The organism is Microbacterium pasadenense, assembly GCF_047246565.1.
Classification (GTDB): Bacteria; Actinomycetota; Actinomycetes; order Actinomycetales; family Microbacteriaceae; genus Microbacterium.
This window is the reverse complement of the sequence record NZ_JBFOKN010000002.1, coordinates 763170-788625: the sequence shown is the minus strand read 5'-3', so window position 1 is coordinate 788625 and position 25456 is coordinate 763170. Positions and strand designations below refer to the sequence as shown.

Here is a 25456-nt window from a genome sequence, read left to right as displayed (position 1 = left end):
GGATGCCGCGACCTGTCCTGTGACGGGGTCGCGGCATCCGTCCGTTCCGGGGCTCAGTACTCCGCGCGGCCGAGCCGCCAGTAGCCCATGAACGCGACCGCGCGACGGTCGACGCCGAGCTGAGCGACGAGGTGTCGCCGCAGGGCCTTGATGGCCGAGGCCTCGCCGGCGAGCCAGGCGTACAGGTGCGCGCTCTGCAGTGCGGCGCCGCCCTTCGCGGTGCGGGGGACCTCCCAGAGGATGCCGCCGTCGATGTCGACCTCCTCGACGTTGGCGCCCTTGCCTTCGGGAGCGAGGACCGCCGCTGCGGCCTCGACGGCGGGCACGAGGTGGTCGTGGCGCTCGTCGTGCGACGAACGGGCGGCCACGCGGTACTCGAAGCCGGGGTGGTGCGGCAGGTAGGCGACGTCCTCGGGATGCGGCACCTCGAGGACGACCGTGCCGCGCGCCGTCGCGGGCAGCTGCTCCAGGATGACCGCGATCGCGGGTGCCGCGGTCTCGTCGCCGGCGAGGAGGATGCCGTCGGTCCGCGCCGGCGGGACGAAGTCGATCCCGAAGCTCACGCCGGTGTGCGCCGTGGTGGGTGCGAAGATGAGGAGCTCATCGCCGACCCGGGCGTTCGCGATCCACTCCGACGCGGGTCCGATCACATCGTGCGAGACCATGTCGACGTCGACCTCGCACGACTCGTTGCGGACGTAGCGGGTGGTGTAGGTGCGGAACGGCGGCCGGGAGTCCTCGGGGAGCGCGCGCCATTCGGTGTACCAGTCCTCGCCGAGGGGCATGTCGTCGAGGCCGACGGATGCCGTCGGGAAGACGACCTTGATGCGCTGGTCGAAGCCGGTGTCGCCGTACGAGCACAGGTCGTCGCCCGCGAAGGTGAAGCGGCGGAAGCTCGGCGTCAGGTCGGTGATCGCGCTGACGCGGACTCGGAAGAACCTGTTGGCGGGGGCAGTCATGAGTGCACGGCGTCTTTCTGGGACTCGGGGAGGATGCGGTGGCGGCCGCGCGGGAGGACGAGCGGGGTCCCCGAGACGGGGTCGGGGATGACGCGGCAGTCGAGGTCGAACACGTCGGACATGAGCTCGGCCGTGACGACGTCGCCGGGTGCGCCGGACGCGACGACCCGGCCCGCTCGCACGGCGAAGAGCTGGTCCGCGTAGCGGGCGGCGAGGTTGATGTCGTGCAGGACCATCGCGATCGTCGTGCCGCGCCGGGTATTGACGTCGTGGAGGAGGTCGAGGATCTCGATCTGGTGCGTCACGTCGAGGAAGGTCGTGGGCTCGTCGAGCAGCAGCACGTCGGTCTCCTGGGCGAGCGCCATCGCGATCCAGACACGCTGGCGCTGGCCGCCGGACAGCTCGTCCACGGGGCGATCCGCGAGGTCGGCGATGCCGGTGGCGTCCAGCGCATCGGCGACCACCTCGTAGTCGCGAGCGGTCCATCGGGCCATGAAGCGCTGATGCGGGTGCCGGCCGCGGCCGACGAGGTCCGAGACGACGATCCCCTCCGGGGCGCTGGGACTCTGCGGCAGCAGCCCCAGCATCCGCGCCACCTCGCGCGACGACCGGCGCGAGATGTCCTCGCCGTCGAGCAGCACGCTGCCCGACCGGGGAGGGACGAGGCGGGCCAGTGCGCGCAGGAGGGTCGACTTGCCGCATCCGTTCGCGCCGACGATCGCGGTCACCTTGCCGACCGGGATCTCCAGGTCGAGATCCTCGATGACGGTGCGGTCCTCGTAGCCGAGGGTGAGGGCGGATGCCGTGAGGGTGCGGGTCACAGGGAACCTCCGGAACGGTGCGTCCTGATGAGCAGGAGAACGAGGAAGGGGGCGCCGAGAGCCCCGGTCACGACGCCGACGGGGTAGCGGCCGTCGAAGGCGAACTGGCCGACGAGGTCGGCGACGAGCACGAGCAGCGCTCCGACCAGGCCCGCAGGCAGCGCGAGGGATGCCGCCGGGCCGACCAGTCGGGCGGCGATGGGCCCGGCCATGAACGCGACGAACGCGATCGGCCCGGTCGCGGCCGTCGCGATCGCGAGGAGGGCGACGGCGACCAGCAGGAGCGTCAGCCGGGTCCGCCCGACGCGGACGCCGAGCGCCGCAGCCGTGTCGTCGCCGAGGCGCAGCAGATCGAGATTGCGGCCCTGCGCGAGCAGGACCGGGACGAGCACGATCGTCGCGATGACGACGGGGGCGGCGCTCTCCCACGTCGCGCCGTTGAGGCTGCCGGTGAGCCAGCGCATGGCCGTCTGGAGGTCCCAGGCGGCCGCCTGCGACAGCGCGTAGGTGACGACCGCGTCGAGCATCGCGGCGACGCCGATGCCGATCAGGATCAGCCGCGTTCCGGAGAATGCGCCGCGCGACGACAGCCCGGCGATCGCGAGTGCCGTGACGAGGCCCCCCGCGAGCGCAACCGCCGACACCGCGGCGCCGCTCAGGGAGAAGAACACGATCCCGACCACGGCCGCGGCGCTCGCGCCCGCGGTGATCCCGATGATGTCGGGTGAGGCGAGCGGGTTTCGCAGCATGGTCTGGAAGGTGACGCCGGCCATGCCGAAGGCGATCCCCGCCAGCACCGCGAGGGACGAGCGGGGCAGGCGCAGCTCGCCGACCGTGAAGGAGGCGCCGGGGACCGTCTCGCCGAGGACGACACGCATCACCTCGCCGGGGCTGTAGAACGTGTTCCCGACCATCAGGGAGACGGCGTAGACGGCGAGGACCAGCAGGATCAGCAGACCGGTGACAAAGGTCCGGCGCCGCACCCTGGTCCGGCGCCCGTGCGCGATGACGGCGGCGCTCACAGCTCACGCACCCGTCGACGGCGCAGCAGCCAGATGAAGAACGGGGCGCCGATCACGGCGGTGACGATCCCGACGGGCACTTCGCCGGGTCGGGCGACCAGCCGGCCGATGACGTCCGCGCCGAGGAGCAGCGCGGAGCCCGCCAGAGCGGAGAAGGGCAGCAGCCAGCGGTGGTCGGTGCCCACGAGCATCCGACAGAAATGGGGGACCACCAGTCCGACGAACGCGATCGGCCCGGTCACCGCCGTCGCCGTGCCGCACAGGATGACAGCGCCGAGGGCGGCGAGCGCGCGCGTGCGGCCGACGTGCTCCCCGAGGGAGGCCGCGAGGTCGTCGCCGAGGGCGAGGGAGTTCATGCCTCGCGCGGTCGCGAGGCAGATCAGCGCGCCGACGGCGAGGACGGGCAGGACCACGGCGATCCGGTCCCACGTCGCACCGCTCACTCCGCCGATCTGCCAGAACCGGAAGTTCTCGAGGACGTCGACGCGCGGAAGCAGGATGGCGCTCACGAGCGAGGACAGCGCTGCGGCCGTCGCGGCTCCCGCCAGAGCGAGCTTGAGCGGGGTGGCGCCTCCGGTGCCCAGCGAGCCGATCGCATACACGAACACGGCGGCGCCCGCGGAGCCGACGACCGCGAGGGTGAGCGTGACGTAGGGGTTGGTCACCGCGAAGAAGGCGATCCCGATGACGACGGCGAGCGACGCGCCGCTCGTGATGCCGAGGATGCCGGGATCGCCGAGGGGATTTCGCGTCACGGCCTGGATGGCGGCCCCCGAGAGCGCGAGCGCCGCGCCGGCGAGCACGGCCAGTGCGGTGCGGGGGAGGCGGGACACGACGGCCGCCTCGGACACGGTCCCGGTGCTGCCGCCGAGGCCCGCGATGATGTCGTCGAGCGATACCCCCCGCACCCCGAGCGCGACCGACGCGCCGACGAGGACCAGGATCAGCGCGGCCAGCGCGCCGAGCCAGGCGAGACGCACCGCCGCCGGACGCCGCAGCGAGGCGGCATCCGGCGGTGATGTGCGGAGGGCTGTCGTGCTCACTCGCCCGCGTTGAGAGCGTCCGCGAGGACGGTGAAGTAGTCGTCGATGCCCCAGGAGATGGACAGCGGCGACGGGTTCGCCGAGGCTGCCAGCGGAGCGTTGTTCTCGAGGATGGCGATCCGGCCGTCCGCGATCGCCGGGATCTGCGACAGCAGCGGGTCTGCCTGCAGCGTCTCGACGAGGGCGCCGTCCGGGTCGCCGTACGTCACGAAGACGTCGACGTCCTCGAACCGGTCCGCCTCCTCGGAGCTGACCTCGGCGTAGAACGCGGCGCCGTCGCTCGACTCCTCGACGATGGACGGGAGCGGCAGTCCGAGGCTCGAGAGGAAGCCGGGGCGGGTGTCGAGATCGGTGTACAGGGTCACCTTGCTGAGGTCCGCCTCGTCGAGCCACGAGAACAGCACGGCGGACTCGGCCAGGCCGGGGTGGGAGGCGAGGGCCGTGTCGACCTCGTCGTGCAGCTCCGCGATCAGCTCGTCGCCCTCGGCGGCGAGGCCGAGCGCAGCGGAGTTGAGGCGGATCATGTCCTCGTACGAGGTGCCCCACGCGACCTCGGGGTACGCGACGACCGGAGCGATCTTCGACAGCGTGTCGTAGTCCTCCTGCGACAGGCCGGAGTACGAGGCGAGGATGACGTCGGGCTGCGTGTCGGCGATCTCCTCGAACGGGATGCCGTCCGTCTCGTCGAACAGGGCCGGGGCGTCGCCGCCGAGCTCGGCGAGTGCGTCCTCCACCCAGGGGAGGACGCCGTCGCCGTCGTCGTCGCCCCACGTGGCCTTGCTCATGCCGACCGGAACGATGCCGAGCGCGATCGGCACTTCGTGGTTGCCCCACGCGACCGAGGCCACGCGCTCGGGCTTCTCCTCGATGACGGTCTCGCCGAAGGCGTGCTCGACGGTGACGGGGAAGGTGCTCGAGGCGGCCGTGTCGTCCGCGGCCGGAGCCGTCGCGGCGGGCGTGCTCGCCGAGGCGCAGCCGGTGAGGGCGAGCAGGGATGCCGCGACGAGGGCGGCGGCGGTGCGGATGCGAGGCACGGGGGCTCCAAGATCGAACGTTTAGGGTCGCCTAACCTTACATCGGTCTCTCGCCCGGGCGGAAATCGCGGACCTGGTCACCCGCCGTGAATCCGGGAGCACGGCGAAGGGGTCCGCGCCGGGTGGCGCGGACCCCTTCGGGTGGTGGTCGATCAGCGGCGGGAGCGACGCTCGACCGCCGAGACGCCGAGCCAGGCGGCGGGGACCAGCACGGCGGCGAACCCGGCCTTGATGAGTCCGGGGACGACGAACGGCAGGACGCCGGCGCCCAGCACGGAGGCCGCCGTGACGTCGGTGCCCACGACCACGCCGAGGATCAGCGCCATGTAGGGCACCCCGACGAGGAACGGCACGATCGAGGCGGCGACGAACCCCACGAAGGCGAGCACCGGCTTCCGGTCCCAGGCGCGCTCCGCGAACCAGCCGGCCACGAATGCGGCGGGGATGAAGCCGAGGATGAAGCCGAACGACGGGCTCAGCACGTACGCGGGCCCCGCGACGGCGCCGGCGAAGACCGGCGCGCCGGCGAGGCCGGCCAGCAGGTAGGTCGTGAGTGCCGCGGCACCCCGGCGCGACCCGAGAGCCGCCCCGACGACGATGACCCCGAGGGTCTGCCCGGTGATGGGGACGGGGCCGATGAAGAACGACACCTTCGCGAGCAGGGCGACGAAGGCGACACCGGTGAGGACGAGAGCGGCATCGACGGCGAACGCCTTCGCGCGGCTGGAGGGCTGCGCGAGCAGGTCGGCGAGCACGGGTCGGCGGGCAGCGGCGGACAGCGACATGGAGCCTCCTGGAGCGTGGGATGCGCGCTGCAGCGCGCTCGTCCGCACATCCTATGGGCGGCGCGAGATCGGCGCGAAACGCTGTCGACGCGCCACAAGATCTATACTGGTGATTTGGCCGATCGGCCGATCCCCCCGGAAGAATGGACGTCTGCTGTGCTCGCCGTGCACGATCTCGAGATCCGCGTGGGCGCTCGCACGCTCATGTCGGAGGTGTCGTTCCGGGTGTCCCCGGGTGACAAGATCGGTCTGGTCGGGCGCAACGGTGCCGGCAAGACCACGCTGACGAAGGTGCTCGCGGGCGATCTGCTCCCCGCGGACGGCCGCGTGGACCGCTCCGGGGAGCTCGGCTACCTGCCCCAGGATCCCCGCACGGGTGACCCCGAGATGCTCGCCCGCACCCGCATCCTCGACGCCCGAGGGCTCGGCAGTCTCGCGATCGGCATGCGCGAGACCAGTGAGCTCATGGCGAGCGACGACGCCGACGTCGCGGCGAAGGCCATGCGCAAGTACGGCAACCTCATGGAGCGGTTCGAGTCCCTCGGCGGCTATGCGGCCGAGGCCGAGGCGGCATCCATCGCGCACAACCTGTCGCTGCCCGACCGCATCCTCGATCAGCCGCTCAAGACCCTCTCGGGCGGTCAGCGCCGCCGCATCGAGCTGGCGAGGATCCTGTTCTCGGACGCCCAGACGATGATCCTCGACGAGCCGACCAACCACCTCGACGCGGACAGCGTCGTGTGGCTGCGCGAGTTCCTCAAGGGCTACAAGGGCGGCCTGATCGTCATCAGCCACGACATCGAGCTCGTCGGCGAGACCGTCAACCGGGTCTTCTACCTCGACGCCATGCGTCAGGTCATCGACGTCTACAACATGAACTGGAAGAACTACCTGCGTCAGCGGGTGGCAGACGAGGAGCGTCGCAAGAAGGAACGCGTCAACATCGAGAAGAAGGCGACCGCACTGCAGCTGCAGGCCGCCCGATTCGGTGCGAAGGCATCCAAGGCCGCGGCCGCGCACCAGATGGTCGCGCGCGCCGAGAAGATGCTGTCGGGCCTGGAAGAGGTCCGGCAGGAGGACCGGGTCGCGAAGCTCCGGTTCCCGAAGCCGGCGCCGTGCGGCAAGACGCCGCTCATGGCGAAGGGTCTCAGCAAGTCCTACGGGTCGCTGGAGATCTTCACCGATGTCGACCTCGCGATCGATCGGGGCTCGAAGGTCGTCGTGCTCGGGCTCAACGGTGCGGGCAAGACGACGCTGCTGCGGATGCTCGCCGGCGTCGATCAGGCGGACACGGGCGTCATCGAACCCGGTCACGGACTCAAGGTCGGCTACTACGCACAGGAACACGAGAACCTCGACGTCGACCGGTCCGTCCTCGAGAACATGATGTCGGCGGCGCCGGACATCACCGCCACCGATGCGCGGAAGGTCCTCGGGTCGTTCCTGTTCACGGGCGACGACGTCCTCAAGCCCGCGGGTGTGCTCTCCGGCGGCGAGAAGACCCGGCTGTCGCTCGCGACGCTCGTCGTGTCCTCGGCGAACATGCTGCTGCTCGACGAGCCGACCAACAACCTCGACCCGGCGTCCCGCGAGGAGATCCTCGACGCCCTCGCCCACTACGAGGGCGCGGTCGTCCTGGTCTCGCACGACGAGGGCGCGGTGCAGGCGCTGAACCCCGAGCGCGTCCTCATCCTCCCCGACGGCGTCGAGGACATCTGGGGCCGCGACTACATCGACCTCATCACCCTCGCCTGACGTCCGCCGGGCGGCGGGACGCGGCGGCGCCGCCGATTCAGCGAGCGTCGAGCAGCTCGTCCTCGTCCTGCATGTCGCGGTCACGACGGCGGGTCGGCCGAGACGGCCGGTCGCGGACGCCGGCCTCGATCTCGGCGTCCTCGCGACGGTGCTTCATCTCGGTGCGGATCATGTACCAGATGAACGCGAAGCCCATGACGGCGAACAGGATCCACTGGATCGCGTACGACAGGTGCGGACCGGGATCCTCCGAGGGTGCCTCGAGCGCGTTCGGCCGATCGGCCGGTGCCGGGTCCTCGGCGTTCATCAGGACGTAGGCGGAGGCGAGCGTCCGGTCCTCGTCGCCGAGGAGGTCGGCGATCAGGGGGAGATCGATCGTCGGAACCTGCCCTTCGGGAGCCGACCGTCCGTCCCGGGCCGACATCTCGCCGGGCTGGAGCCGTCCCGTGACGGTCACCTCTCCCGCGGGAGCCGCCGGCACGGTGTCGGGTTCGGGCCGGTCCTGCCCGGGCGGGACCCAGCCGCGGTCGACGATCACGATGCGGCCGTCGTCGGTGCGGAAGGGCACGAGCACCTCGAAGGCGCTCGTGCCGCCGCGCGGCCGGTTGCGCACGAGGAGTGTCTCGTCCGACAGGTACTCGCCCCGGAGCGTCACCGGGCGCCACTCGTCGTCGGCATCGAAGTCCTCGCCGGCCGGGACGACATCGCCGAGCGGGACCGGGTCGCGATCGTAGTTGCCCGCGACGAGCGCCAGCTCGGCGTCACGTTCGGCCATCCGGTCGAACTGCCAGTTCGACAGCAGCACGCAGGCGAGGGCGAACACGACGGCGATCGCCACGTAGCCGCTCCAGCGGAGCGCCGTCCGGGCGTTCACGACGCGTCTGCCGCGTCGAACGCGACCACCTCGACGGGGAAGCCGCGAGAAGCCAGGTACTCCCGGAGGAACGCGACGTGCTCGGGGCACGCCGCCCAGATCTTGCGCCGCTCCGGCCCGTGGATGCGGGGATTGCGCCACACCACCTGCCACGCGGCGTCGGCGCGGCAGCCGGCGCGCGAGCACTGTGCGGCCGTCATCGGTCCTCCGAGGTGGGGTCCTCCGGCAGCCCGTCGTCTGCTCGGGATCGCGGGGGCGGCGTGGGGTGGGCGGCATCGTCGCGCCGGGGAGTCTCCTGGAGCCGGATGATCCCGTCGTCCGTCACGGTCGGCGCGGGAGCGGGCGGGGCGGATGCCGCGAGTGGACGCATCGGCGGCTCGGCCTTCCGGGCGGTCGTCCCCGCGCTGACGTTGGCGACGACCACGGCCAGATAGGGGAGCACGACCGCCCCGAGGGCGAACAGCCACGTGTACCAGCCGTACGGCGTGACCGTCACCATCAGGATGAAGCACACGACGCGCAGGCTCATCATGAGGAAGTACTTCCGCGAGCGCGTGCGCGCGTCGTCCTCCGGAGCCGTGGCGATCGAGGTCGCCGACTGCGGGGGTGCGGTCTTGGTGCGGCGGGACGTGGGGGATCAGCTCCCGATGGTGGGGTTCGTCGACATGGTGCCGGCGACGAGGGCGAACCACGTGAAGAACAGGATGACCCCGAGGACGACAAGACCCAGGCTGACGTAGCCGATGATCGTGCCGGCGAGGGCCATGCCGCGGCCCTTCTCACCCGAGGTGCGCAGCTGCTTCAGCGACATGTGGCCGGTGACGATCCCGACGATGGAGCCGATGAACGGGAAGAACGTGAGTCCGGTGATGGCGGCGACCAGGGAGATGATCGACAGCGCATTGGTGGGAGCGACGGGACCGTACCCGTACGCCGCGCCGTAGCCGGCCGGCTGACCGTAGCCCGCCGGGGGCTGCCCGTATCCCGCGGCGGACTGGCCGTGGTCCGAGGTCGGGTAGGCGGGCGGGCTGTACGGTGCCGGGGCGGCCGGCGGCGGGTACGACGCGCCCGCGTAGGGCGGCGCCGGCGGCGGGGTCGGCTGCTCGGGGTTCGTGGCGTCGGTCACGGACGTCTCCTTCTCGCGGGTGCCCTTCCAGCGTACCCGTCGTACCGCCGGTAGGCTGGGGCGGTTCACCGCCGGTCCGAGCAAGGAGCACCATGTCCAGCGAACGCGTCGTCCTCGTCACCGGTGGCAACCGAGGCATCGGCCGTGCCATCGCCGAGCGGTTCGTCGCGGACGGCTATCGGGTGGCGGTCACCGCGCGGTCGGGCGACGGTCCTGCGGGCACGCTCACCGTGCGTGCCGACGTGACGGATGCCGCGTCCCTCGACGCCGCGTACACCGAGGTCGAGCAGCAGCTCGGACCCGTCGCGGTCGTGGTCGCGAACGCGGGCATCACGAAGGACACCCTGCTGCTGCGCATGACCGAGGACGACTTCGACTCCGTCGTGGCCACCAACCTCGGCGGCGCGTTCCGCGTCGTCAAGCGCGCCGCGAAGGGCATGCTCCGGGCGAAGTGGGGTCGCGTGATCCTCATCTCCTCGGTCGTCGGGCTGTACGGATCCGCCGGCCAGATCAACTACTCGTCGTCGAAGAGCGCTCTCGTCGGCTTCGCCCGGTCGCTGACCCGCGAGCTCGGGTCCCGGGCCATCACGGCGAACGTCGTCGCGCCGGGGTTCATCGAGACCGACATGACGGCCGAGCTCCCGGCCGACACGCAGGCCGAGTACAGGAAGAGCATCCCGGCGGGCCGGTTCGGCTCGGCCGAGGAGGTCGCTGCGGCGGTCGCATGGCTCGCCTCCGACGACGCGGCGTACATCTCCGGCGCGGTCATCCCGGTCGACGGCGGCCTCGGCATGGGGCACTGACGCCGCGGGGCCGCTCCTGAGCGCCGGACGGGCGGACGACGGCCGTCGTCCCCGCCCCCGGCGGGGCCGCCTCAGCCGATCGCGGCGACCAGCTCGCGGGCGAGGAGCGCCGGATTCGAGAACTGCGGCCAGTGGCCGGTGCCGAGCTTCACGACGCGAGCGTCCGCGATCGCGTCGAACTCCTCGGCGAACGCGCCCCACTGCCGGACGGCGTCCCGGAAGGTCTCGTCGTCCATGCCTCCCATGAGCATCGTGACCGGGACGGCGTGGCGCCGTCCGCCGCCGAGGCCGAGGCTGTCGGTCGGCACGCGCGCCGGCACCGAGGCCGTGGTCGGCGCCGTCCGTGCGCGGGTCGCGTCGTCGAGGTCGGCGACGTCCTCCGCGTCGAAGAAGTCCCAGCCCGGGAACGGGACCACGCCCTCGACGACCGGGAACTCAGAGATCTCGGCTCCCGGGGGCGGTGGGGTCGTGTCGACGAACACGACGCGGTCGACCCGGTCGGCACGGGCCTCGGCCGCACCCCAGGCGACGTTCCCGCCCCCGCTGTGCCCGACCAGCACGACCGGTCCGCCGAGGTCGTCGATCCGCGCGACCACGGCGGCGACCCAGTCCGCGATCCCGACGCCGGCCGAGGCGGATGCCGGTTCGCCGACGCCGGGCAGGGTCATCGGATGCGGTGTGTGGCCGGCGTCGCGGAGCGCGGGGGTGATGTCGTCCCACGACGACGCGTCGAGCCACAGCCCGGGGATGAGGATGACGTCCATGGCGCGAGCGTACGCGGGGCGGCCGACGTCGGACAGGCGCGTCAGGGGAGGAGCGGGATCACCTGAGCGAGGTCGAGGGGCCCGACGACCACGTCGGCACGCCGCCGCACGGCGGGCTTGGCGTTGAACGCGATGCCGAGGCCCGCGGCATCCATCATCATCAGGTCGTTGGCGCCATCGCCGATCGCCAGCGTGCGGGTCATCGGAACCCCGGCGGCGCCGGCCCACTCCCGCAGTGCCGCCGCCTTGCCGGCGGCGTCCACGATCGGACCGTCCACCACACCGGTGAGAGCCCCGTCCGCGTGGGCGAGACGGTTCGCGCGCCACACGTCGATGCCGAGGTCCGGCGCGACGACGTCGAGGATCTCGTGGAAGCCGCCGGACACGACGGCGGCCATCCCGCCGCGGTCGTGGATCGCGGCGACGAGCTCGCGGACGCCGGGCGTCGGCTCGATGCGCGTCAGCACGCGTTCGAACGCGGTCAGCGGGACGCCGGCCAGCGCGGTGACCCGCGAGCGCAGGCTCGCCGCGAACTCGACCTCACCGCGCATCGCCGCCTCGGTCGCCGCCGCGACCTCGGCGCCACGGCCGGCCTCGTCGGCGATCAGCTCGATGACCTCGTTGCGGATGAGGGTGGAATCGGCGTCGAACACGACGAGGAAGCGGGCGTCAGGCACCCGTCCACGCTACCGGTCGCGACGCGCCGTCCCCGCCGGCTCAGGCGCGGATGCGGACGTTCTTTCCCACGACGGTCAGGCCGCTGTCGGTCACGGTGAAGCCACGCGAGAGGTCGAGCTCACGGTCGACGCCGACCGTCGCGCCCGGCTCGAGCACGACGTTCTTGTCGAGGATCGCCCGGTGCACGCGGGCTCCCGCGCCGACGCTCACGTAGTCGAACAGCACCGAGTCGGTGATCGTCGAGCCGCCGCCCGAGAGGGTCCACGGGCCGACAACGCTCCGTTCGAGGTGCGTGCCCGAGAGCACGCTCCCGAGCGAGACGATCGAGTCGATCGCGTTGCCGATGCGTCCGACGCCGTCGCGCACGAACTTGGCGGGCGGTGAGTTGACCGACTGCGAGCGGATCGGCCAGTCGGTGTTGTAGAGGTTGAAGATCGGCAGCGCCGAGATGAGGTCCATGTGCGCGTCGAAGAAGGAGTCGATCGTCCCCACGTCGCGCCAGTAGTCGCGGTCGCGGTCGGTCGATCCCGGCACGTCGTTCCGCTTGAAGTCGTAGACGGCGGCCTCGCCGCGGTTCACGAAGTAGGGGATGATGTCGCCGCCCATGTCGTGATTCGACGTCGGCAGCTCGCCGTCCGCCTCGACCGCCTCGATGAGGGCGTCGGTGTCGAAGACGTAGTTGCCCATCGACGCGAGCACCTCGCCCGGGCTGTCGGCGAGACCGGTGGGGTTCTGCGGCTTCTCGAGGAAGTCGCGGATGGTGACCCCGTCCGCGGGGTCGACGTCGATGACGCCGAACTGGTTCGCCAGCTCGATGGGCTGACGGATGCCGGCGACCGACGCACGGGCGCCCGACGCGATGTGGGCGTCGATCATCTGCTGGAAGTCCATGCGGTACACGTGGTCGGCGCCGATGACGGCCACGATGTCGGGCTTCTCGTCGTGGATCAGGTTCAGCGACTGCAGGATCGCGTCGGCCGACCCCGAGAACCAGCGCTTGCCGAGGCGCTGCTGGGCCGGGACCGACGTGACGTACGCGCCGAGCAGTGCCGACATGCGCCACGTCTGCGAGACGTGGCGATCGAGACTGTGCGACTTGTACTGCGTGAGAACGACGATCTGGCGGAGCTCGGAGTTGATGAGGTTCGAGATGGCGAAATCGATGAGTCGGTACTGGCCGCCGAACGGCACCGCCGGTTTGGCTCGATCCTGCGTGAGGGGCATGAGACGCTTCCCCTCGCCACCGGCGAGGACGATCCCGAGAACCTTGGGCGATGCTGGCATGTGCCCAGACTATGGGGCGCGGAGACCGCGGGGCCAGGACTATGGCCGGGGTTGCCGTTGTACTAGCGTTCGTGCCATGCGCGTCGACATCGTCACGAAGGAGTATCCGCCGGAGATCTACGGAGGGGCGGGAGTCCACGTGACGGAGCTCGTGAAGGCGCTCCGTTCGCGGGTGGAGGTCCAGGTCCGGGCCTTCGGCGGCGACCGGGACGAAGCCGACACCACCTCGTACCGCGTGCCGGCCGAGCTCGCCGACGCCAACGGAGCCGTGCAGACGCTCGGCACCGACCTCGAGATCGTCGGCGACGTCGCCGGGGCCGACGTCGTGCACAGTCACACCTGGTACGCCAACTTCGCGGGGTTCCTCGCGTCGATGCTGCACGGCGTCCCGCATGTGATCACCGCGCACTCGCTCGAACCGCTGCGGCCGTGGAAGGCCGAGCAGCTCGGCGGCGGGTACGCCGTCTCCAGTTACGTCGAGAAGACGGCGTACGAGAACGCGGCGGCCGTCGTCGCGGTCAGCGACGGCATGCGCCGCGACATCCTGCGCAGCTACCCGTCGCTCGACCCGGACAAGGTGCGAGTCATCTACAACGGCATCGACGTGGATGCCTGGCATCCGCGCGAGGATCCCGCGCTGCTGGAGCGGTTCGGCATCGATCCGTCGCGCCCGTCCGTGGTGTTCGTCGGGCGCATCACGCGGCAGAAGGGGCTGCCGTACTTCCTCCGCGCCGCGGAGATGCTCCCCGCCGAGGTGCAGCTGATCCTCTGCGCCGGCGCTCCGGACACCCCCGAGATCATGGCCGAGGTGCAGGGGCTCGTCCGCGACCTGCAGCAGACGCGGGAAGGCGTCGTGTGGATCGAGGAGTTCCTCCCGCGTCCCGACCTGTGCACGATCCTGACCGCGGCGACCACGTTCGTGTGCCCCTCCGTCTACGAGCCGCTGGGGATCGTGAACCTCGAGGCGATGGCGTGCGGGGCGGCGGTGGTCGGCACCGCGACCGGCGGCATCCCCGAAGTCGTCGTCGACGGCGTGACCGGACGTCTCGTGCCCATCGACCAGTCCCAGGACGGGACGGGAACCCCGCTCGACCCGGATCGCTTCGTCGCCGATCTCGCCGCCACCCTGACCGATGTGGTGTCCGATCCCGAGCGGGCCAAGGCGTACGGACGCGCCGGGCGTGAGCGGGCCGCCACCGCCTTCAGCTGGGAAGCCATCGCGGACGCCACGGCGGCGCTGTATCGCGAGGTGGCCACCACCGGCCGATAGGCTGGTGGCCATGCCTCAGGTGCTCGAACTCGCCGACGTCGTCGTCCGTCGCAACGCCCGCAACATCGTCGACGGGATCGACTGGACGGTCGACGCCGACCAGCGCTGGGTGGTGCTGGGCCCCAACGGCGCCGGCAAGACCACGATCCTCCAGCTCGCCGCGACCCTCGTCCATCCGACGTCGGGCGACGTGACCGTCCTCGACGAGCGGCTCGGCCGGACGGACGTGTTCGAGCTGCGGCCGCGGATCGGCTTCGCCTCCTCGGCAATGGCGAAGCGGGTGCCGCAGGACGAGACCGTGATCGACGTCGTCCTCACCGCCGCCTACTCCGTGATCGGTCGCTGGCGCGAGGACTACGAGCCGATCGACGAGCGCCGCGCCCGTCGGGTGCTGGCGGAGTGGAGCCTCGGCGACCTCGCCGACCGCACCTTCGGCACGCTCTCGGACGGCGAGCAGAAGCGGGTCCAGATCGCCCGCGCCGTCATGACCGACCCCGAGCTGCTGCTGCTCGACGAGCCGACGGCCAGCCTCGACCTGGGTGCCCGGGAGGAGCTGCTGAGCCTGCTCGGCGGGTACGCGCGGGAGGAGACCACTCCGGCGATGGTCATGGTGACGCACCACGTCGAGGAGATCCCCGTGGGCTTCACGCACGTCCTGCTGCTGCGAGACGGCGGCGTCGTGGCGCAGGGGCCGATCGAGGAGGCCCTGACCTCCGAGACCCTGACCGAGACCTTCGGCATCCCCATCACGCTGACATCCGACGGCGGGCGGTTCGCCGCCCGTGCGGCATCCTGATAGAATCTCTCTTTGGTGCAATCGCGCCGCAGACTTTCACCCGCCCCTGGCAAAATCCAGGGCACTTCGTGAGGAACCCAATGAAGACTGACATCCACCCCGAGTACCAGGCCGTCGTTTTCCGCGACCTCGGCTCCGGCGAGACCTTCCTGACCCGTTCGACGGTCTCCAGCGACAAGACGATCGAGCTGGACGGCGCGACCTACCCGGTCATCGACGTCGAGATCTCGTCCGCCTCGCACCCGTTCTACACGGGCAAGCAGCGCATCATGGACTCGGCCGGTCGCGTCGAGAAGTTCAACCAGCGCTTCAAGAACTTCGGCAGCAAGTAAGCAGCCACCTCGAAGGCCCCGCTTCGGCGGGGCCTTCGTCGTCTCCGTCTAGACTCGCCGCCATGCGACCACGCTCCCTGCCGGTCCTCATCGCCGGCGTCCTGCTCCTGGGCGGATGCGGGGCAGCGGAGCGTCCTGCGGGCGACCGCCCTCCTCCGGACGGAGCGCCGTCCTCGGTCGCGCCGACAGTCGCCTGTCCGCAGCAGCCCGGCGTGGAGCTCCCGCCCGGTTGCGCGGCGTACGACCCGGATGCGGCCATGCGCCTCAACGAGCAGTACCGGCAGCGGATGCCCCTTGAGCCCGAGCACGCCGCTGAGGCCGGGGAGATCGTCGCCCAGGTCCGCGCGGACCTGGAGCGGCTGGGAGAGCACGGGGGCGACGAGACGGCCGTCCGTGCCGTCCTCGAGCGAGCCGGATTGACCGCGGTGCAGACCCGCGCGGCCGCCGGCGATGTGCTGTTCGGCGCGATGCCGCCGGGCGGTGGGTGCGTCTACGGCGCCGTCGAAGCCGAAGCTGTCACGGTGGACGCCGGCGGTGTCATCATGGACGGCGGCTGCCTGCCGGCGCAGTGACGGCGGCCGCCTCAGCGGATCGGCCAGCTGCCGTCGAGTGCGTCCTCCGGGTCGAGCCGGCCCACTTTGACGAAGTATTCGGTCAGACTCTCCGCCTGCGCCCGCGCCCAGCCGATCTGCTGCGTGTGCAGCTCGACGACCGACAGCGACAGCTCGAAGCGAGCGGCGATCGCCTGAGCCACGCGGCCCGCCGCCACCGCGTCCGCGGCCGCGTCGTGAGCGCCCTCGAGCAGGACGCCGTAGTGAGCGGATGCCGCCTCGAGGGTGCGCTTGCCGCGGCGGTACCGGTCGTACGTCTTGTCGACCACGAGCGGGTCGATGACGGGGGACGGGTCGTCGATGGGCGCAACGCCGTGCCGCAGGCCCTCGTAGCGGAGCATCGAGAAGTCGAACGGGGCGTTGTACGCGACCACCGGGATGCCGGCGTCGAGGAGCTCGCGCACGGCGGCGGTCACCTCCGCGACCACCTCGGGGGCGGGACGCCCCTCGGACCGCGCGCGTTCCGTCGTGATCCCGTGCACGGCGGTCGCACCGGCGGGGATGTCGATCCCCGGATCGGCGAACCAGCTGCGCGCTGCGACGACGCTGCCGTCGGGGGCGAGCACCCCGACGTGCGCGGTCACGATGCGGTCCTCACGGACGTCGATGCCCGTCGTCTCGAGATCGAACACCCCGATCGGCCCCGAGCAGGGACCGGGCGCGGGGACGACGAGCGTGACGGCGGGCTGCTCGGCGGGCTGCTGCATGGCGGAGGACGCGGCAACGAGCGCGACGGCAGGCTGCTCGGCCGCGGCCGCGGCGGCGGACGCGGCGACGAGCGCGACGGAGGCGACGACCTCGTTGACCGCGGCTGCCGCCGGTGCGGACGACGGCACCTCCCGCGGTCCGGTGGCATCGGGCGACGTCGCCGCGGCGCCTCGGCCGGCCGGACCGTCATCCCAGGCGTCGTCGTCCCACAGGGTGAGCGGCTGCCAGGTCGTCATGCCTCCGACGGTAGAGGCGACCGCGGACATCCCGGTGGTGGCGCGCCGTCCTCGTAGACTCGACGGATGACCGCGCCGCACCCGTACGCCGAGCAGCTCGCCCGGATCCCCGTCGAACGACACGAGGTGACGGTCGCGGGCGGCACGACCGCGTACTGGGTCTACGGTCCCGCCGACGCGGACACGACGATCCTCGCCGTCCACGGGTTCCGTGGCGAGCACCACGGGCTCGAGCCCATCGTCGCATTCCTGGACGGGGTCCGCGTCGTCTCACCCGACCTGCCGGGATTCGGCGAGACGGCGCCGCTGCCCGGCGGACGCCACGACCTCGACGCGTACGCCGACTGGCTCACGCGCTTCGCCGCCGCGGTGGCCCCCGGCGCCGTCGTGCTGGGTCACTCGTTCGGGTCGATCGTCGCCTCCGCGGCTGTCGCCCGCGGGCTCGCGACCCCGCGGCTGATCCTGATCAACCCGATCGGGGCGCCGGCGCTCGAAGGGCCGCGCGGCATCCTCACCCGTCTCGCGATCTTCTACTACTGGGCGGGCGCAACGCTCCCGGGCCGGCTCGGCGCCGCGATCCTGCGGAACCGGCTCATCGTCCGCGTGACGAGCATCGCGATGGCCAAGACGCGGGACCGAGCGCTGCGCGCGTTCATCCACGACCAGCACGACACGTACTTCTCGCGTTTCGCGGACCGCGACACGCTCCACGACGCCTTCGTCACGTCGGTCTCGAACGACGTGCGCGGTGCCGCGGAGGCCATCACGCAGCCGACGCTCCTGATCGCCGCCGAGAAGGACGACATCACGCCGCTGTCGGCGCAGCACGAGCTGCAGGCGCTTTTCGCGGACGCGGACCTCGTGGTCATCCGCGGTGTCGGTCACCTGATCCACTACGAGACGCCGCGCGCCGCGGCATCCGCCATCACTCGGTTCCTTCAGCCTTCCGGCGCCGATACGCGTTGACGTTCATGCGGTTGCCGCAGTTGCCGGTGTCGCAGTAGCGCTTCGACCCGTTCTTCGAGTAGTCGATGTAGACGGCGCCGCAGTCGTCCGCGCCGCAAATGCGGACCCGGTCGAACTGATCGAGGCGGATCACCTCGACGAAGGCCATCGCGACCTCCACCATGATGCGGAGGGCGAGCGGGTCGCTCTCGTCGGTCGCGTGCACGTGCCAGTCGTAGTCGTCGTGGATGACGAGCTGGGGGAGGGCCCTGCCGTCGCGCAGGAGCGCATTGACGATCGGGACGGCGTCGGCGCGGTCGCCCGCCCAGAGCTCGTGGAGACGGGAGCGGGCGGCGCGCAGCTGCGACAGCTCGACGTCGTCCCGCCGGATCGCTCCGGTGTAGGGGAACTCGGTGAGGTACGCCGCCAGGTCGTCCTGCGAAGTGAGGCGGTCGACCCCCTCGGGATCGGTTTCGGGGAGCGTGTTCACGAGCGCTGTCGCTGCCCGCAGGGACAGCTCGGTGTCACGGATGAAGACCATCTTGACTCCTGACTTCGGCGGGCGATACTGTCACCAGTGTAAACACTGCTCACTCCTGACAGTCTCTTCTTCCCCTTCGAGGACATCCGGTGACGCACACGGCAGCCATCCCCACCATCCCGGCCCGACGCGCCGCCGCCGACGCGCACCTCGTCCGGATACCCGGCGCCCGCACCCGCGGCCTGGTCCTCGGGGTCATCAGCGCGTTCGCGTTCTCATTCAGCGGGCCGCTCGTCAAGCCGCTCCTCGAAGCCGGCTGGTCGCTCTCGGCAGCTCTCGTCGTGCGGATCGGGCTCGCCGGCCTCGTCCTCTCGCCCGCCCTCATCCGCACGATGCGCCGCGAGCCGGGCTTCCTGCGCCGGCACTGGCTGTCGCTGCTCGCCTTCGGGCTGTTCCCCGTCGTCGGCTGTCAGCTGCTGTACTTCTCGGCCATGCAGCGGATGCCGGTGGCGGTCGCCCTGCTCATCCAGTACCTCGCGCCGGTGTTCCTCGTCGCCTTCTTCTGGATCCGCACCCGCGTCGCGCCGTCGCGCACGGTCATGATCGGCACGGTGGTGGCTGTCGTGGGGCTCGTCCTCGTCGTCGACATCTCGAGTGCACGGTTCGACCTCCTCGGCACGCTGTTCGCGCTCGGCGCCGCCGTCTGCGCGTGCGTGTACTTCGTCATGAGCGAGCGCGCGGGCGCCGATCTGCCGCCGCTGGCGCTCGCGTCGGGCGGTCTCCTCACCGGCGCCGCCGTCATCGCGCTGCTGGGGGTCACCGGGGCGCTGCCCTTCGCGGCCCCGCAGGTGACCGTCGTCGTGGGCGGCCTGGCACTGCCCGGCATCGTCGTCATCGCGTTCGTCGGCTGCGTGTGCACGGCGCTCGGCTACGCGCTCGGCATCCAGGCCGTCCCGCTCATCGGATCGCGGCTGGCGTCGTTCGTCGGCCTGTCCGAGGTGCTGTTCGCGCTGCTCCTCGCGTGGGTCTTCCTGAGCGAGGTCCCCGCACCGGTCCAGTTCGTCGGCGGCGCGCTGCTCCTGGCCGGCGTCATCCTCGTCCGCCTCGACCCGCGCGCGGGGGCGGGGGTCAGCGCTCCCGTCGAGCCTCTGCCAGGAGAGGTCGGACCCGGTACCCGATGACCTCGCCCATGGCGAGGGACGTCTCGGTCCGCTCCACCCCGTCGATGGCGAGGATCCTGGCGTCCACGTCGAACAGGTGCTGCGTGTCGCGTGCCGCGACCCGCACCAGCAGGTCGATAGGGCCGCTGAGGCCGTGACACTGCACGACCTCGGGGATCAGCTCCAGTTCGGCGGTGATCCGCGGCAGGTCGGCCTGGCGGACCTGCACCTGCAGGACGGCGTCGATGGCGTACCCCAGGGCGGCCGGTGTCATCGCGCGCTCGAAGGACAGGAAGACGCCCGACCGCTCCAGCTTGGCCATCCGCGCCTGCACCGTGTTGCGGGAGAGCCCGAGGCGTTCGGACAGTGCGACGACGGTGGCGCGGTGGTCATCGGCGAGCGCGTTCAGCAGCTCGAGATCGACGGAGTCCAGGACGCTCATAGTGCGAAACCCTAGCAGGACGACGCGTCGATAGTTGCGCATCCTGCTCAGCGTCGTTTCGGATGCTTGAGCGAGGTGCAATGTCGGCATAGTCTCGCCGCATCCGGCGACGATGCCGGTGTTCTGCGCCGGTCGGCCGTCCACAAGAGGTCCGACCGCGATCAGAGAGGACGATGATGACCGACACTCTGACCCCCGCCGCCGCCGCGTCCACCGACACCGAGGACGTCGCGCGCCTGCTGGACCACGAGGGCGTCCGCGTGCACGACGAGCGTCTCGATCCGTGGATCGCCGACGTCGACGCGGCCATGCTCCGTGAGCTGTACCGCGACATGGCGCTCACCCGCCGCCTCGATGCCGAGGGAGTCGCCCTGCAGCGGCAGGGGCACCTGGGGCTCTGGGCTCCCGCGCAGGGCCAGGAAGCGGTCCAGGTCGGCACCGCGTGGGCGTGCCACGACGACGACTTCCTGTTCCCGAGCTACCGCGAGATCGGCATCGAGCTCGTCCGCGGTGTGTCGCCGGCCGACTTCGTGATGGTCTGGCACGGCGCGCAGCACTCCAGTTACGACCCGTACGCCGTCGCCATCGCGAACCCGCAGATCATCATCGGCGCGCAGAGCCTGCACGCCGTCGGATACGCCATGGGCATCCAGCGCGACGGCGGCGACCAGGTCGCCGTGGCGTACTTCGGCGACGGCGCGACCAGTCAGGGCGACGTCAATGAAGCGATGGTCTTCGCCGCCTCGTACGAGGCTCCCGTCGTGTTCGTCTGCTCGAACAACCAGTGGGCGATCTCCGAGCCGGTGGGCCTGCAGGCGCGGTTCCCCATCGCGGGGCGGGCGCCGGGGTTCGGCATCCCGAGCATGCGGGTCGACGGCAACGACGTCCTCGCCTGCGTCGCCGCCATGCGCTGGGCCGCCGATGTCGCGCGGAGCGGCGGTGGCCCCGCGTTCCTTGAGGCGGTCACCTACCGGATCGGCCCGCACACGACGTCGGACGATCCCACCCGGTACCGCAGCGCCGAAGAGGTCGACCACTGGCACGCCCGCGATCCGCTCACGCGGGTGGAGGCGTACCTGCGCCGCATCGGCGGCTTCGACGACGCCTTCGCCGAGAGCGTCACGACGGATGCCGACCGTTTCACCGCCGCGATGCGCAGCGCCGTCGTCGGTGCGCAGCCGCCGGCCCCGCTCGCCGTCTTCGACCACGTGTACGCCGAGCCGCACACCGGCATCGCCGAGCAGCGGGCGGACTATGCGTCCTACCTCGACGGCTTCGGATCCGGAGGTGCCGCGTGACCGCGCTCACCCTGGGCAGAGCGCTCACCGCCGCCATGCGGCGCGCCATGACGGACGACGACCACGTCCTCGTGATGGGCGAGGACATCGGCAAGCTCGGCGGGGTGTTCCGCATCACCGACGGGCTGCAGGCCGAGTTCGGTCCGCGCCGGGTCGTCGACACGCCCCTCGCCGAGTCCGGCATCGTGGGCACCGCCGTGGGGCTCGCGTTCCGGGGCTTCCGTCCGATCGTCGAGATCCAGTTCGACGGGTTCGTCTATCCCGCGTTCGATCAGATCGTCAGTCAGGTCGCGAAGCTGCACTACCGCACCCGCGGGCGGGTGAAGATGCCGCTGACGATCCGCATCCCGTGGGCCGGCGGCGTCGGTGCGGCGGAGCACCACTCCGAGTCGCCCGAGGCCTACTTCGTGCACACCGCCGGGCTCCGCGTCGTCGCCGTGTCGAACCCGCAGGACGCGTACACGATGCTGCGCCAGGCCATCGCCTGCGACGACCCGGTCATCTTCCTTGAGCCGAAGCGGCTCTACCACTCCAAGGGCGAGGTCGACCTCGACGGCGACATCGCGGATGCCGCGCCCCTCGGGCTCGCCCGCACCGTGCGCGAGGGCACCGACGTGACGGTGCTGACGTACGGCTCGCAGGTGACGGTCGCGCTCGACGCGGCGATGGCCGCGGAGGACGAGGGGATCTCGCTCGAGGTCATCGACCTCCGGTCTATCTCACCCGTCGACTACGCCGCCGTGACGGCATCCGTCCGTCGCACCGGTCGGGTCGTCGTGACCCACGAGGCGTCCCGCGAAGGCGGTGTCGCCGCGGAGATCATCGCGAGCGTCACCGAGAAGTGCTTCCACCACCTCGAGGCGCCGCCTCTCCGTGTCACCGGCCACGACATCCCCTACCCGCCCGCCAAGCTCGAGCAGTACCACCTGCCCGACCTCGACCGGATCCTCGACGCCGTCGACCGGGTGCTCGGCCGGCCGAACAGCATGTCGGGGGTGACGGCGTGATCACCGACTTCCGACTGCCCGACCTCGGCGAGGGGCTGCCCGAGGCGGAGATCGTGCAGTGGCACGTCGCGCAGGGCGATGCCGTGGCGCTGAATCAGACGATCGCCGAGGTGGAGACCGCCAAAGCCGTCGTGGAGCTGCCCTCGCCCTTCGCCGGGACCGTCGCCGCTCTCCGACACGGCGAGGGCGACGTGGTCGCCGTCGGCGAGGTGCTCATCTCGTTCGACGTCGGCGACCCCGACGGCACGCCGACGGATGCCGCGGCTCCCGCCGCCGGCGACGCGGAAGCCGTCGCCACGACCGGGACCGAACCCCTCGGCACGACCGAGAAGCGGGTGCCGAACCTCGTCGGGTACGGCGCGGCGCCCCGGACGGCCGGCCGGCCGCAGCGACGGCAGCGCGGCGGGGCCGCCGCCGTCCCCGTCGACACCGCCGTCCGCGAGGCGGCGCCGCACGACGCGATCGCCGACGCGCCGCCCGAGCGCGAGCCGCAGGAGCGTCCGCGCTCCACGCCTCCGGTCCGCAAGCTCGCGAAGGATCTCGGCGTCGACCTCGACCTCGTCGCGGCATCCGGGGTGACCGGGATCATCACGCGCGAGGACGTCGAGGCGTACGCCGCGCGCACGTCGGCCGCGCCGGCGCAGCCCGCCGAGACGCCGGTCAGCCCCGCCGGGGTCCGCCCCGCCGGGGGCCGGGACGCCGACGGGGAGCGGGAGGAGCGCGTCCCCATTCGCGGCGTCCGCAAGCACACCGCCGACGCGATGGTGCGCTCGGCCTTCACCGCCCCGCACGCGTCGACCTTCCTGACGATCGATGTGACGGCATCCGTCCGGCTCGTCGAGGGACTGCGCGGCGACCGTCGGCACGCGGAGCACCGCATCGGGATCATGGCCCTCGCCGCGAAGGCGGTGTGCCTGGCGCTCGGCCGGAACCCCGACCTCAACGCGACCTGGGATGAGGCGGCGGGGGAGATCGTCCGGCACCGCTACGTGAATCTCGGCATCGCCGCCGCGACCGATCGGGGCCTCGTCGTCCCGACCGTGAAGGACGCCGATCGGATGCCGCTGCCCGACCTCGCCGGGGCCATCCGCGCGCTCGCCGAGACGGCACGGGCCGGGCGGACGAGTCCCGCGGACCTCGCCGGGGGCACGTTCACGATCACCAACTACGGGGTGTTCGGCGTCGATGCCGGCACGCCGATCCTCGTGCCCGGTGAAGCCGGGATCCTCGGCCTCGGCGCGGTGCGGCGCCAGCCGTGGGAGCACGAGGGGACGGTCGCACTCCGCGACGTCCTGACCCTGAGCCTGTCCTTCGACCACCGACTGGTCGACGGCGCCGAAGCGGCGAGGTTCCTCGCCGATGTGGCGGATGTGCTCCGCGAACCCGGAAGGGCGATGATGCTCGCATGAGCCTCGGAATGACGAACTACGACCTGTCCGAGGACCAGCGGGAGCTCGCCGGGCTCGTCCGCTCCTTCGCAGCCGAGGTGGTCGCCCCGGTGTCCTACGAGGCGGACCGCACCAAGACGCTGCCGATGGACGTCGTGTCGCAGATGGGCGACCTCGGCCTGTTCGGGCTGCCGTTCCCCGAGGACGTCGGCGGGCAGGGCGGCGACTACGTCGCACTGGGCCTCGCGATCGAGGCGATCGCGCGCGTCGACCAGTCCCTCGCGATCACCCTCGAGGCGGGCGTGAGCCTCGGTGCGATGCCGGTGTTCCGGTTCGGGAGCGACGAACAGCGCGCGGAGTACCTGCCCGACCTGCTCGCCGGGCGGGCGCTCGCCGGCTTCGGTCTCACCGAGCCCGAGGCCGGGTCGGATGCCGGTGCCACCCGCACGTCGGCGCGCCTGGACGGCGACGAGTGGGTCATCGACGGGGCGAAGCAGTTCATCACCAACTCCGGCACGAGCATCACGCGCTTCGTGACGGTCACGGCGGTGACAGGAGACGGCAGCGGGGGACCGCGGGAGATCTCGACGATCATCGTCCCGAACGGCACGCCCGGTTTCACCGTCGGTCCCCCCTACGACAAGGTCGGCTGGCATGCGAGCGACACGCATCCGCTCACCTTCGACGGGGTGCGGGTGCCGGCATCCCACCTCCTCGGTGAGCGCGGTCGCGGCTTCGCGAACTTCCTGCACATCCTCGACGAGGGGCGCATCGCGATCGCCGCCCTCTCGACGGGAGCGGCGGAGGGATGCCTCGAAGCCGCGGTCGACTACGCGCAGAGCCGGATCGTGTTCGGCGAGCGCCTCGGCACCCGGCAGAGCATCCAGTTCACGCTCGCGCGGATGCAGCAGCGCGTGCACGTCGCACGACTCGCGTGGCTGCACGCCGCACGGCTGCGCGACGCCGGCCGCCCGTTCAAGACCGAGGCCGCGATCGCGAAGCTCACCGCGAGCGATGCGGCGATGGACAATGCGCGCGACGCGACGCAGATCTTCGGCGGCAACGGGTTCATGAACGAGTACCCCGTCGCCCGTCACTTCCGCGACTCGAAGATCCTCGAAGTCGGCGAGGGGACCACCGAGGTGCAGCTCCTCGTCATCGCCCGCGCGCTCGGCGTCGTCTGAGCACGCGGCCGGTGCGCGGCCTCAGGCCGGGACGCCGGGGGAGGCGAGCAGGCGCAGCCGCTCCCGCTCGACGAGGAAGGTGTGACGCGACCCGTTGGCGAGCTTGACGCCGGCGACGGGGTGCACCCCGCCGGTGGCATGGCCGATGACGGCGCGGATGAGCGCGCCGTGCGCCACCACGATGATCTCGGGCGCCCGCGGCGCCGTCGCGCGGCGGGCGTCGCGCACGACCTGCTGGATCCCGGCGACGGCACGTCGCGTGACGGCGTCCCAGGGCTCGGCGTTCGGCACGACGGCGGTGTGCCATTCGCCCCAGCGCTCCACGAACTCGGTGTCGGTGACGCCCTCGGCGTCGCCGTACGATCGCTCGCGCAGAGCCCGGTAGGTCTGCGGGGCGGGCACCCCGAGGGCGTCCGCGATGATCTCGCCCGTCTCGCGGGCGCGGGCCAGGTCGCTCGACGCCAGCACGATCGGGACGTCGGGGTTCATGGTCTCGGCGAGTTCGAGGCCGACGGCGCGGGCTTGGGCGCGGCCCGTCGCATTGAGGGGGATGTCGGTCGATCCCTGGATCCGTCGGTTCAGGTTCCAGTCGGTCTCGCCGTGGCGTACGAGGGTGAGGGTGGTCACCGTCCGAGCCTACGTCCGGGCTC

General features: G+C 71.6%; 29 protein-coding genes. 12 read left to right on the top strand and 17 right to left on the bottom strand.

The window, feature by feature from the left end:
• Positions 1-53 precede the first annotated feature (53 nt).
• The 6 genes from AB3M83_RS09970 to AB3M83_RS09945 all read right to left on the bottom strand — a co-directional run bounded on the left by AB3M83_RS09970 (position 54) and on the right by AB3M83_RS09945 (position 5664).
• On the bottom strand, positions 54-959 hold the full coding sequence (locus tag AB3M83_RS09970; RefSeq protein WP_412947606.1) for a siderophore-interacting protein: 906 nt from the start codon (positions 957-959) through the stop codon (positions 54-56).
• Positions 956-1780, bottom strand: a complete 825-nt coding sequence (locus AB3M83_RS09965) for an ABC transporter ATP-binding protein (protein ID WP_412947604.1) — start codon at positions 1778-1780, stop codon at positions 956-958. Before AB3M83_RS09965 ends, AB3M83_RS09970 begins: the two co-directional genes overlap by 4 nt.
• Positions 1777-2802, bottom strand: coding sequence for a FecCD family ABC transporter permease (locus AB3M83_RS09960; RefSeq protein ID WP_412947601.1), 1026 nt, complete (start codon positions 2800-2802; stop codon positions 1777-1779). The genes AB3M83_RS09965 and AB3M83_RS09960 overlap by 4 nt, the downstream gene beginning before the upstream one ends.
• Positions 2799-3845 (bottom strand): FecCD family ABC transporter permease, encoded by a 1047-nt coding sequence (locus tag AB3M83_RS09955; protein ID WP_412947599.1) that lies wholly within the window; start codon positions 3843-3845, stop codon positions 2799-2801. The genes AB3M83_RS09960 and AB3M83_RS09955 overlap by 4 nt, the downstream gene beginning before the upstream one ends.
• A complete protein-coding gene (locus AB3M83_RS09950; RefSeq protein ID WP_412947596.1) occupies positions 3842-4879 on the bottom strand; it encodes an iron-siderophore ABC transporter substrate-binding protein in 1038 nt (345 codons plus the stop codon). Before AB3M83_RS09950 ends, AB3M83_RS09955 begins: the two co-directional genes overlap by 4 nt.
• A gap of 152 nt (positions 4880-5031) precedes the next feature.
• On the bottom strand, positions 5032-5664 hold the full coding sequence (locus AB3M83_RS09945) for a biotin transporter BioY (RefSeq protein WP_412947595.1): 633 nt from the start codon (positions 5662-5664) through the stop codon (positions 5032-5034).
• Between the two features lie 156 nt (positions 5665-5820).
• On the opposite strand from AB3M83_RS09945, the gene AB3M83_RS09940 reads away from it, so the two are divergent.
• Complete coding sequence (locus AB3M83_RS09940) at positions 5821-7419, top strand: ABC-F family ATP-binding cassette domain-containing protein (protein WP_412947876.1); 1599 nt, start codon at positions 5821-5823, stop codon at positions 7417-7419.
• A gap of 37 nt (positions 7420-7456) precedes the next feature.
• Here the strand turns inward: AB3M83_RS09940 and AB3M83_RS09935 are convergent, their stop codons facing one another.
• Genes AB3M83_RS09935 through AB3M83_RS09920 form a run of 4 tightly spaced genes read right to left on the bottom strand, consistent with a single transcriptional unit; the run spans position 7457 to position 9419 of the window.
• Entirely contained in the window at positions 7457-8293 is an 837-nt protein-coding gene (locus tag AB3M83_RS09935) for an SURF1 family cytochrome oxidase biogenesis protein (RefSeq protein WP_412947592.1), read from the bottom strand.
• Entirely contained in the window at positions 8290-8493 is a 204-nt protein-coding gene (locus tag AB3M83_RS09930; RefSeq protein ID WP_412947590.1) for a hypothetical protein, read from the bottom strand. Before AB3M83_RS09930 ends, AB3M83_RS09935 begins: the two co-directional genes overlap by 4 nt.
• Positions 8490-8879 carry a DUF3099 domain-containing protein gene (locus AB3M83_RS09925; protein ID WP_412947874.1) on the bottom strand — a complete coding sequence of 130 codons (390 nt, stop codon included), beginning with the start codon at positions 8877-8879 and terminating at the stop codon, positions 8490-8492. Before AB3M83_RS09925 ends, AB3M83_RS09930 begins: the two co-directional genes overlap by 4 nt.
• A 51-nt stretch (positions 8880-8930) precedes the next feature.
• Positions 8931-9419, bottom strand: coding sequence for a DUF4190 domain-containing protein (locus tag AB3M83_RS09920; protein WP_412947589.1), 489 nt, complete (start codon positions 9417-9419; stop codon positions 8931-8933).
• A 92-nt stretch (positions 9420-9511) separates the two neighbouring features.
• Here AB3M83_RS09920 and fabG point away from each other — a divergent pair, with 92 nt between their 5' ends.
• Positions 9512-10222 (top strand): 3-oxoacyl-ACP reductase FabG, encoded by a 711-nt coding sequence (fabG, locus tag AB3M83_RS09915; RefSeq protein ID WP_412947587.1) that lies wholly within the window; start codon positions 9512-9514, stop codon positions 10220-10222.
• A 71-nt stretch (positions 10223-10293) separates the two neighbouring features.
• Here fabG and AB3M83_RS09910 read toward each other — a convergent pair whose 3' ends face one another.
• The 3 genes from AB3M83_RS09910 to AB3M83_RS09900 are packed head-to-tail and all read right to left on the bottom strand — an operon-like array spanning position 10294 to position 12948.
• On the bottom strand, positions 10294-10986 hold the full coding sequence (locus AB3M83_RS09910) for an alpha/beta fold hydrolase (RefSeq protein WP_412947585.1): 693 nt from the start codon (positions 10984-10986) through the stop codon (positions 10294-10296).
• A 41-nt stretch (positions 10987-11027) separates the two neighbouring features.
• Positions 11028-11663: a phosphoserine phosphatase SerB gene (serB, locus tag AB3M83_RS09905; RefSeq protein ID WP_412947582.1), complete on the bottom strand. Its 636-nt coding sequence runs from the start codon at positions 11661-11663 to the stop codon at positions 11028-11030.
• 40 nt (positions 11664-11703) lie between these two features.
• Positions 11704-12948 (bottom strand): glucose-1-phosphate adenylyltransferase, encoded by a 1245-nt coding sequence (locus AB3M83_RS09900; RefSeq protein ID WP_412947580.1) that lies wholly within the window; start codon positions 12946-12948, stop codon positions 11704-11706.
• A 76-nt stretch (positions 12949-13024) separates the two neighbouring features.
• Here AB3M83_RS09900 and glgA point away from each other — a divergent pair, with 76 nt between their 5' ends.
• The 4 genes from glgA (at position 13025) to AB3M83_RS09880 (ending at position 15918) form a co-directional block, all read left to right on the top strand.
• Positions 13025-14218, top strand: coding sequence for a glycogen synthase (glgA, locus tag AB3M83_RS09895; RefSeq protein ID WP_412947578.1), 1194 nt, complete (start codon positions 13025-13027; stop codon positions 14216-14218).
• Between the two features lie 10 nt (positions 14219-14228).
• On the top strand, positions 14229-15014 hold the full coding sequence (locus AB3M83_RS09890; RefSeq protein WP_412947576.1) for an ABC transporter ATP-binding protein: 786 nt from the start codon (positions 14229-14231) through the stop codon (positions 15012-15014).
• A gap of 80 nt (positions 15015-15094) precedes the next feature.
• Positions 15095-15346 (top strand): type B 50S ribosomal protein L31, encoded by a 252-nt coding sequence (locus AB3M83_RS09885; protein WP_412947574.1) that lies wholly within the window; start codon positions 15095-15097, stop codon positions 15344-15346.
• Positions 15347-15408: 62 nt separating this feature from the next.
• Positions 15409-15918 (top strand): hypothetical protein, encoded by a 510-nt coding sequence (locus AB3M83_RS09880; protein ID WP_412947572.1) that lies wholly within the window; start codon positions 15409-15411, stop codon positions 15916-15918.
• Between the two features lie 11 nt (positions 15919-15929).
• On the opposite strand, the gene AB3M83_RS09875 is transcribed toward AB3M83_RS09880, so the two are convergent.
• Positions 15930-16901 (bottom strand): exonuclease domain-containing protein, encoded by a 972-nt coding sequence (locus AB3M83_RS09875; RefSeq protein ID WP_412947569.1) that lies wholly within the window; start codon positions 16899-16901, stop codon positions 15930-15932.
• A gap of 66 nt (positions 16902-16967) precedes the next feature.
• Between AB3M83_RS09875 and AB3M83_RS09870 the strand changes: the two genes are divergently transcribed.
• Complete coding sequence (locus AB3M83_RS09870; RefSeq protein WP_412947567.1) at positions 16968-17867, top strand: alpha/beta fold hydrolase; 900 nt, start codon at positions 16968-16970, stop codon at positions 17865-17867.
• On the opposite strand, the gene AB3M83_RS09865 is transcribed toward AB3M83_RS09870, so the two are convergent.
• Positions 17827-18387 (bottom strand): CGNR zinc finger domain-containing protein, encoded by a 561-nt coding sequence (locus AB3M83_RS09865; RefSeq protein WP_412947565.1) that lies wholly within the window; start codon positions 18385-18387, stop codon positions 17827-17829. The two genes, AB3M83_RS09870 and AB3M83_RS09865, sit on opposite strands and share 41 nt — an antisense overlap.
• A gap of 158 nt (positions 18388-18545) precedes the next feature.
• Between AB3M83_RS09865 and AB3M83_RS09860 the strand changes: the two genes are divergently transcribed.
• A complete protein-coding gene (locus AB3M83_RS09860) occupies positions 18546-19508 on the top strand; it encodes an EamA family transporter (RefSeq protein WP_412947872.1) in 963 nt (320 codons plus the stop codon).
• Here the strand turns inward: AB3M83_RS09860 and AB3M83_RS09855 are convergent.
• Positions 19456-19929: an Lrp/AsnC family transcriptional regulator gene (locus AB3M83_RS09855; protein WP_412947563.1), complete on the bottom strand. Its 474-nt coding sequence runs from the start codon at positions 19927-19929 to the stop codon at positions 19456-19458. The two genes, AB3M83_RS09860 and AB3M83_RS09855, sit on opposite strands and share 53 nt — an antisense overlap.
• A 176-nt stretch (positions 19930-20105) precedes the next feature.
• Between AB3M83_RS09855 and pdhA the strand changes: the two genes are divergently transcribed.
• The 4 genes from pdhA to AB3M83_RS09835 are packed head-to-tail and all read left to right on the top strand — an operon-like array spanning position 20106 to position 24806.
• Positions 20106-21227, top strand: coding sequence for a pyruvate dehydrogenase (acetyl-transferring) E1 component subunit alpha (pdhA, locus tag AB3M83_RS09850; RefSeq protein ID WP_412947562.1), 1122 nt, complete (start codon positions 20106-20108; stop codon positions 21225-21227).
• Positions 21224-22234, top strand: a complete 1011-nt coding sequence (locus AB3M83_RS09845) for an alpha-ketoacid dehydrogenase subunit beta (RefSeq protein ID WP_412947559.1) — start codon at positions 21224-21226, stop codon at positions 22232-22234. Before pdhA ends, AB3M83_RS09845 begins: the two co-directional genes overlap by 4 nt.
• Positions 22231-23643 carry a dihydrolipoamide acetyltransferase family protein gene (locus AB3M83_RS09840; protein WP_412947557.1) on the top strand — a complete coding sequence of 471 codons (1413 nt, stop codon included), beginning with the start codon at positions 22231-22233 and terminating at the stop codon, positions 23641-23643. The genes AB3M83_RS09845 and AB3M83_RS09840 overlap by 4 nt, the downstream gene beginning before the upstream one ends.
• Positions 23644-23651: 8 nt before the next feature.
• Positions 23652-24806 carry an acyl-CoA dehydrogenase family protein gene (locus tag AB3M83_RS09835; RefSeq protein ID WP_412947870.1) on the top strand — a complete coding sequence of 385 codons (1155 nt, stop codon included), beginning with the start codon at positions 23652-23654 and terminating at the stop codon, positions 24804-24806.
• 21 nt (positions 24807-24827) lie between these two features.
• Here the strand turns inward: AB3M83_RS09835 and AB3M83_RS09830 are convergent, their stop codons facing one another.
• Complete coding sequence (locus tag AB3M83_RS09830; RefSeq protein WP_412947555.1) at positions 24828-25433, bottom strand: histidine phosphatase family protein; 606 nt, start codon at positions 25431-25433, stop codon at positions 24828-24830.
• Positions 25434-25456 lie beyond the last annotated feature (23 nt).

What these genes read in the sequence shown, in the direction of transcription:
- AB3M83_RS09880 (WP_412947572.1), top strand. Translation starts at nt 15,409, where the DNA reads ATGCGACCACGCTCCCTGCCGGTCCTCATCGCCGGCGTCCTGCTCCTG.
- AB3M83_RS09910 (WP_412947585.1), bottom strand. Translation starts at nt 10,986, where the DNA reads ATGGACGTCATCCTCATCCCCGGGCTGTGGCTCGACGCGTCGTCGTGG.
- glgA (WP_412947578.1), top strand. Translation starts at nt 13,025, where the DNA reads ATGCGCGTCGACATCGTCACGAAGGAGTATCCGCCGGAGATCTACGGA.
- AB3M83_RS09885 (WP_412947574.1), top strand. Translation starts at nt 15,095, where the DNA reads ATGAAGACTGACATCCACCCCGAGTACCAGGCCGTCGTTTTCCGCGAC.
- pdhA (WP_412947562.1), top strand. Translation starts at nt 20,106, where the DNA reads ATGACCGACACTCTGACCCCCGCCGCCGCCGCGTCCACCGACACCGAG.
- AB3M83_RS09870 (WP_412947567.1), top strand. Translation starts at nt 16,968, where the DNA reads ATGACCGCGCCGCACCCGTACGCCGAGCAGCTCGCCCGGATCCCCGTC.
- AB3M83_RS09945 (WP_412947595.1), bottom strand. Translation starts at nt 5,664, where the DNA reads ATGTCGCTGTCCGCCGCTGCCCGCCGACCCGTGCTCGCCGACCTGCTC.
- fabG (WP_412947587.1), top strand. Translation starts at nt 9,512, where the DNA reads ATGTCCAGCGAACGCGTCGTCCTCGTCACCGGTGGCAACCGAGGCATC.
- AB3M83_RS09970 (WP_412947606.1), bottom strand. Translation starts at nt 959, where the DNA reads ATGACTGCCCCCGCCAACAGGTTCTTCCGAGTCCGCGTCAGCGCGATC.
- AB3M83_RS09875 (WP_412947569.1), bottom strand. Translation starts at nt 16,901, where the DNA reads ATGACGACCTGGCAGCCGCTCACCCTGTGGGACGACGACGCCTGGGAT.
- AB3M83_RS09835 (WP_412947870.1), top strand. Translation starts at nt 23,652, where the DNA reads ATGACGAACTACGACCTGTCCGAGGACCAGCGGGAGCTCGCCGGGCTC.
- AB3M83_RS09865 (WP_412947565.1), bottom strand. Translation starts at nt 18,387, where the DNA reads ATGGTCTTCATCCGTGACACCGAGCTGTCCCTGCGGGCAGCGACAGCG.
- AB3M83_RS09930 (WP_412947590.1), bottom strand. Translation starts at nt 8,493, where the DNA reads ATGACGGCCGCACAGTGCTCGCGCGCCGGCTGCCGCGCCGACGCCGCG.
- AB3M83_RS09900 (WP_412947580.1), bottom strand. Translation starts at nt 12,948, where the DNA reads ATGCCAGCATCGCCCAAGGTTCTCGGGATCGTCCTCGCCGGTGGCGAG.
- AB3M83_RS09890 (WP_412947576.1), top strand. Translation starts at nt 14,229, where the DNA reads ATGCCTCAGGTGCTCGAACTCGCCGACGTCGTCGTCCGTCGCAACGCC.
- AB3M83_RS09855 (WP_412947563.1), bottom strand. Translation starts at nt 19,929, where the DNA reads ATGAGCGTCCTGGACTCCGTCGATCTCGAGCTGCTGAACGCGCTCGCC.